The organism is Mesorhizobium sp. M7A.F.Ca.MR.176.00.0.0, from assembly GCF_004023165.1.
Classification (GTDB): Bacteria; Pseudomonadota; Alphaproteobacteria; order Rhizobiales; family Rhizobiaceae; genus Mesorhizobium.
Genome location: NZ_RZTC01000104.1, coordinates 1 through 6,072 on the forward strand (window position 1 = coordinate 1; position 6,072 = coordinate 6,072).

6 protein-coding genes are annotated in these 6,072 nt (G+C 62.9%); 4 read left to right on the plus strand and 2 right to left on the minus strand.

Going from position 1 to position 6,072, the window contains the following annotated elements; genetic code table 11:
• Window positions 1-225: 225 nt before the first annotated feature.
• Window positions 226-1,023, minus strand: coding sequence for a class I SAM-dependent methyltransferase (locus EOB59_RS26905; protein WP_128289615.1), 798 nt, complete (start codon window positions 1,021-1,023; stop codon window positions 226-228).
• 112 nt (window positions 1,024-1,135) lie between these two features.
• On the opposite strand from EOB59_RS26905, the gene EOB59_RS26910 reads away from it, so the two are divergent.
• Window positions 1,136-1,987, plus strand: a complete 852-nt coding sequence (locus EOB59_RS26910) for a hypothetical protein (protein WP_128289616.1) — start codon at window positions 1,136-1,138, stop codon at window positions 1,985-1,987.
• Window positions 1,988-2,014: 27 nt separating this feature from the next.
• On the opposite strand, the gene EOB59_RS26915 is transcribed toward EOB59_RS26910, so the two are convergent.
• Entirely contained in the window at window positions 2,015-2,641 is a 627-nt protein-coding gene (locus EOB59_RS26915; protein ID WP_164761637.1) for a TetR/AcrR family transcriptional regulator, read from the minus strand.
• A 124-nt stretch (window positions 2,642-2,765) separates the two neighbouring features.
• Here EOB59_RS26915 and EOB59_RS26920 point away from each other — a divergent pair, with 124 nt between their 5' ends.
• From EOB59_RS26920 to EOB59_RS26930, 3 genes are all read left to right on the plus strand, one after another.
• The gene (locus tag EOB59_RS26920) at window positions 2,766-3,953 is read left to right on the plus strand and encodes an MFS transporter (RefSeq protein ID WP_128289617.1); all 1,188 of its coding nucleotides are present in this window, start codon (window positions 2,766-2,768) and stop codon (window positions 3,951-3,953) included.
• Between the two features lie 13 nt (window positions 3,954-3,966).
• Window positions 3,967-5,244: a D-arabinono-1,4-lactone oxidase gene (locus EOB59_RS26925; RefSeq protein ID WP_127397462.1), complete on the plus strand. Its 1,278-nt coding sequence runs from the start codon at window positions 3,967-3,969 to the stop codon at window positions 5,242-5,244.
• Window positions 5,244-6,072: alanine racemase (locus EOB59_RS26930; RefSeq protein WP_245486771.1), on the plus strand; the 829-nt coding region annotated here is incomplete at its 3' end. The genes EOB59_RS26925 and EOB59_RS26930, both read left to right, overlap by 1 nt.

The following is a 6,072-nucleotide window of genomic DNA, read 5'->3' on the forward strand; positions in this document are numbered from 1 at the left end:
GGATTCGACCCGGCGAACGACCACGCGGTCATGAAGCGGGCGGAACTTCGACTTTGCCATTTTTTCTTCCTCGATGAGAACGGTGAGAAACAGTTCCTCCATCCGGCGGCGCCGGACATGTGGTTAGCACTCACCAAAGGCGAGTGCTAACGTGGCGCTGAAATAGGCTGGCGGCGCGCCGGAGTCAAGGCGCTCGGAGCGCCTCTTGGCGGCATGATGATGAACTTACCGGTGCCTGGCCGAACCGAGTACCAGAAGCGGGCACCGTTCGGCCAGCGGATAGCTGCCGCTCGGCACGACGCGCACCTCGCCGAACCAGTTGGCGGCCTCTTCGATCAGCGTGGCCAGCGTCGCGAAACTGTAGCCTATGTCCGAGCCGGCATAGACGTCGATCGTGTTGATCGAGCTCATGCTCCACCCCGTCCTTGCGGCAAGAGCTTCGCGGTCTGGGAACAGTCTGCCGAACGTATCGCGGATCGTTGCCACCTTGATGGCGAAATCGGGGTCGTTCGTCGTGGACGCCATCGCGATCCGCCATCTGAGCGCGTGGAAATTCTCGACCCCGCCGGCCAGAACCAGAGCTTCGACGCCGCGCAGATCATCTGCCGTTTCCGGTCGTGCGAAGACGCGGATCGCTGCGCGCCTGCCAGGCTTCAGCACCCTGGCAACCTCGCCAAACAACGAACTGCGCGCCGCCTGGGAATCGACCGCCGACAGGCATCCGTCGCCGATGACGGCGTCGATGCTTGCGTGATCCACGGGCAGGTTAAGCCAGTTGCCGGCGATTGCCCTTCGCGAGCCGTCGTCGCCGGCCCATACGCCGGAAATCATGGCCGCCGACTGGTCGACCGCCAACATCGACTTGCCCAGAATTGCCAATTCCGGGGTCACCCCCAAGAGGAGGACATCGGCATTTCCAAGATCAAGTTCGCGATCGAATATAGCGACGGTTTCCGCTGTTGGCCGGAGCGGCGCTTCCAGAAGTTTCCAATGGCGATGGTAATCGTCCCAATGATTTGTCATGCAATTTATTGGCCCCTGGACGCCTGGATTTGGATACCCGCCGGGGCTTAATAGAGGTCGTCGGACAAGCCAAGACATTTCAAGAATTTACAGACAGTCCAAGAGGTAGATAGTGGCGCGCATCGTTGTGATAACGCACGAGCATGACAGGTTCCTGGGCAGGCGCGACATCCTGCTGCGCAGGAGCAGCCCATACATGCTGTTCGACATTCTTGCGGAATTGAAAAGGCGCGGCCACTCGGTTCAGGTTCAGCAAGGCCTGTCGAAGCCGGTCAGCGGCGATATGGCGGTATTGCATGTCGATGCCACGGTGACGCCCGCGGACTATGTCGACTACGCCCGGAGTTTTGCCTTCTGCCTCAACATCGGCGCCGCCGACATATCCAAGCGGCGGATCAGCGGCGCATTGGTCGACAGAACCGACAGCTGGCAAGGTCAGGTGATCGTCAAAAGCAATCTCAACAATCGGGGTATTCCGGAGACGCTCCTCAACCGGCGATCCGAGCGTGCCGGGAAACAGCAGCCGTTTCCGCGCTTGCCAGCCTTGCATCCTTATGAGGTCCATGGATCTCTCGGCGACGTTCCAGATGGCGTCTTTGATTGCGACGATCTCGTCGTGGAAAAGTTCATTCCGGAGAGAGAACCCGACGGTTTTGCTGTTCGTTTCTGGGTGTTTTGCGGAGAGCGCGAGCGCTGCACCCGCTACGTCTCCCCGAACGGCCTGGTCAAGGCATCGGAGACGATCCGGCGCGAGCCCGTCCCGGTGCCCGACGAATTGCGTGAGCGTCGGCGTGAACTCGGCTTTGACTATGGAAAATTCGATTTCGTCATGCATGAGGGCAGGGCCGTCCTCCTCGACGCAAACAAGACTCCCGGCCGTCCGCAAAATCTCGTCAAGATGTTCGCGGCCGGCGCTTTCGATCTGACAAACGGCTTCGAAGGCCTCATTCCTCGAGCGAAATAGGCCGCGGCTGAGATCGCCGCGGACACCCTATAAAAACAGCCGCAGCTGCGTGTGAATGATAGACCGGTAATCCTCGATGGTCTGGCGGCTTTCCGCTTCGCCCTCGGCGAGCGCCAGGCGCACCACGCCGCCGGCGAGCTGGAAGATCAGCAGGACCATGCGTTCGAATTGCTCGCGCCTCTCGGGCTCGAGCAAGGCGATGACGTGGTCGCAGAACATTTTGGCCTGGTGTCGGGTTTCGGCGATGTCGAGGTTTTTGAGCGCCTTGTCGGCCTGGATGGCGTTCTGCAGATCCTGGATGGCCGGATCGCCGGCGACACGGCTGAGATAATCATCGAGCAGCCGGTCAGCGGCCACTATCACGTCGTTCGCCTCGCGGATTTCGGCGATGATCGTCGTCAGCCGTGCCCGGCTGACCTCTGAAAACCGCTCATAGAGCATCGCCAGGATCGCCGATTTGTTGGGAAAATAGTGGTAGACGGTGGCGATCGGCCCGCCCGCCAGCATGCCGACTTCCTTCATGGTGACGGCGTCGATACCCTTTTCCCCGATCAGCCGCATGGTCGTCGACAGGATCGCGTCGATGCGCTCGCGGCTGCGTTCCTGCTTGGGCCTGCGCCTCGGCTCGGTCGCCATTCTCTTCAATTCCGTCATGCACCGATCTTTCGCACGGCTTCCCAAATTCCGGTTGACAAGAAATATGATCAAGTATCAGTTTCTGAAATACTGACAGGTTGTCAGCTTTTTTGCCGCACGGCAAGGACGTTGGGAGGCGCCTTTGGCTTCGACAGATACCAGCCACGCAGGCAGTGGCGACTGGCTGGTCGGCAATCCGACCGGCTGGCAGCTCGCCTCGGCCTTGTGGATCGGTTCGGTCGGCCTGCTCATCCTCGGCCTGCAGCCGGTGCTGCTCGGCGCCCTTTACACTGAGGGCCATGTCAGCGGCGACGAACTGGCGCTGGTCGCCACAGCCGAGATGATCGCTATTGCCATCGGTTCGGCTGTCGTGGCGATGCTGCTTTCGGCGCACCACATGCGCTGGAAAAGTGCCGTCCTTCTGCTGCTGCTGGCGCTGGCCAATGTGTGGACGGCCTATGCCGCGAGCGCCAGCACGCTGACTGCGGCCCGCGCCCTGGCCGGGCTCGCCGAGGGCGGTCTGGTCGCCATCGCCACCGAACTGATCGCCCGCTCGCGGCGCGCCGAGCGCATCGGCGGCTATTTCGTCACCATGCAGACGCTGGCGCAATGCGCGCTCGCCTTGTTGCTGGCGCTCTATGTCATCCCGGCCGCAGGGTCGGCGGGCGGCTTCATCGTTCTTGCCGTCGTCTGCGTCGTGTCGCTGGTGGTCGCCTTCACTGTTCCCGGTGACTATGCCGACCTACCCAAGGAGGAGAACCTGGCCAATGTGCTGACGCTTCCCTCGACGACCGCGCTGCTGTCCGTCTTCTGCTATTTCATGTTCTTCGGCGCGGTCTGGGCCTTTCTGGAACCGCTTGGCGCACAGTATGGCATCGATGGCCGCACCGTCGGCCTGATCGTCTCGGCCAGCCTCGCCGTGCAGGTCCTGGGTGCTATGACGGCCACCGTGTTCGAGGCGCGCATCGATTATCGCCTTGCCATCGCGGCGATCGGCGTCGTCGCGCTTGTCAGCTCCCTGGTTCTTGCCAGTAGCCCTGGCCTGACAACGTTCTGGGTCGCTGCCTTGGCCATGGGCTTTATCCTGCTGTTCATCGTGCCCTACCAGATACGTCTGGCGATCACCGCCGACGAGACGCGGACCGCCGTGCTGCTGGTGCCAGCAGCCCAGCTTTTCGGCCTGGCGATCGGGCCGATCGCAGCGTCGCTGCTCATCGATGGCAAGGATTTCCGGCCAGTTCCGGAATTCGCCGCCGCCAGCGCGGTGGCCAGCGTGGCGCTGCTCGGTCTCTTCGTCCTTGTGTCGCGTCACCGTCGTGCGGTTGCCTGAGCGGGGAGGTGGCATGTCGAACATTTGGAGCAACTGGTCGGGCTTTGTAAGCGCCGAGCCCAAGCTGATCGCCAGCCCCGGCGATGCCGGTGAACTCGGTGATCTCGTCCGGACCGCGCCTGGCCCGGTGCGCGTCGCCGGTGCCGGTCATTCCTTCACGCCGCTGGTGAAATCGCAAGGCACGATCCTGTCCCTGGAGAGGCTGGAAGGGCTGGTCTCGCACGACGCCGAAACACATCGGGCGCGGGTGCGGGCAGGGACCCGGCTCGGCCCGCTGATGCGCATCCTGCAAGGCATTGGCCAGGGCCTGCCCAATATGGGCGACATCGACCGCCAGGCGATCGGCGGCGCGCTGGGTACCGCCACGCATGGCTCGGGACCGACGCTCGGCGCCTATCACACGCAGTTGGAGACGGTGCAGATCGTCGACGGGCTTGGCAAGGTCCGCGACTTCAAGCGGGCAGGGGATCAGGACATGATCCACGCCATGGGCGTCGCGCTCGGCGCTTTTGGCGTGCTCACCGAAGTGACGCTGAACAACATCGCGACCTACCGGTTGCGCCGCCGCAAATATGTGCTGCCGATCACTGAGATGCTGCGCGATTTCGAGGCGATGATGGCCGCGCATCGCTCGGCCGAATTCTACTACATTCCGTTCTCCGGCTATGCGCAGTTCATCGCCAGCGATTTCAGCGACGCCGCACCCACCGCACGGCCGCCGGAAGAGGACGAGGCGGGTTTGAGGACGCTGCGTCGGCTGCGCACCTCACTTGCCTGGCTGCCATCGCTGCGTGGCCGCCTGATCCGTTCGGCGGCCGCCAGATTTCCCGCCGAGGACTACGTGCAGGACTGGCTCAACGTCTATGCCAGCGACCGGCAGACCAAGTTCAACGAGATGGAATATCATTTGCCGTTCGAGGAGGGGCCGAAGGCGCTGGCCGAGATCATCGAGCTGACTGAGAAGCGTTTTCCCGAGGTCTATTTCCCGATGGAGGTGCGCTCGGTCGCGCCGGACCAGTTCTGGCTTTCGCCATTCTACAACAGGCTGACCTGCTCCATCGCCATCCACCATGATGCAGCGAACGATCCGTTGCCGTTCATGCGGGCGGCAGAGCCGATCTTCCGCAGATATGGCGGCAGGCCGCATTGGGGCAAGATGCACAGCCTGAAAGCGGCGGATCTGAAAAAGCTCTATCCGCGCTGGGACGACGCCATGGCGGTGCGCCGCGACGTCGATCCGCAAAACCGCTTCGTCTCGCCCTATATGGCCGGCTTGTTCGGCATCGAATGATGACCACCTATTTTTCCACCCTCTCGGATGCGCTGAAGGAAGCCGGCATCTTCCAGCCCTGCCTGCTGCTCGATCGCGACCGGCTGGACAGCAACATTGCCCTGGCGAAGGGGAGAGTGGATCCCGGCCTGGCCGTGCGGCTGGTCGACAAATCGCTCGCCTGCATGCCGCTGCTTGCGTATATTGCCAAGGCGCTTGGCAGTGAGCGCTTCATGACCTTCCACCCGCCGATCAGCGAGGCGGTGCTGAAGGCGTTCCCGGATGCCGATCTGCTCTACGGCAAGCCGATGCCGATCGGCGCGGCAAGGGCGGCGCTGGTGAAAGCCGATACCGACTGGTCGCGCGTCTGCTGGCTGATCGACAGCGAGGAGAGACTGGCGGAATATGGCGCCCTCGCTGGCGAACTCGGCATCGGCCTGCGCATCGCTTTCGAGATCGATGTCGGGCTGCATCGCGGCGGTTTTGCTGATCCCGCAGCCTTGTCGAAGGCGTTGAGCGCGTTGCCGGCCCGGCTGCATTGCGAAGGCGTCATGGCCTACGAGGCGCATGCGCCGCTCATCCCCGGCCTTTTCGGCGGACCGGCAAAGGCATTGACCAAGGCGTCGGCGCAGGCTGCGGCATTCGTCGCCTGTCTCGGCGCCGACCAGCGCCGCATCCTGAACATCGGCGGCAGCAAGACCGCGCTGCTTCATCATGGCGGCGCGGCCAATGAGGTCTCGATGGGCTCGGCCTTTGTGCTGCCCAGCGACTTCGATACGCCAGGCCTCGACGGCTTCCAGCCGGCGGCCTTCATCGCCACGCCGATCCTGAAAATGGTCGAGCCGACGC

Coding starts and splice junctions, on each gene's coding strand:
- EOB59_RS26905 (WP_128289615.1), bottom strand. CDS start 1,023: ATGACAAATCATTGGGACGATTACCATCGCCATTGGAAACTTCTGGAA.
- EOB59_RS26915 (WP_164761637.1), bottom strand. CDS start 2,641: ATGACGGAATTGAAGAGAATGGCGACCGAGCCGAGGCGCAGGCCCAAG.
- EOB59_RS26925 (WP_127397462.1), top strand. CDS start 3,967: ATGTCGAACATTTGGAGCAACTGGTCGGGCTTTGTAAGCGCCGAGCCC.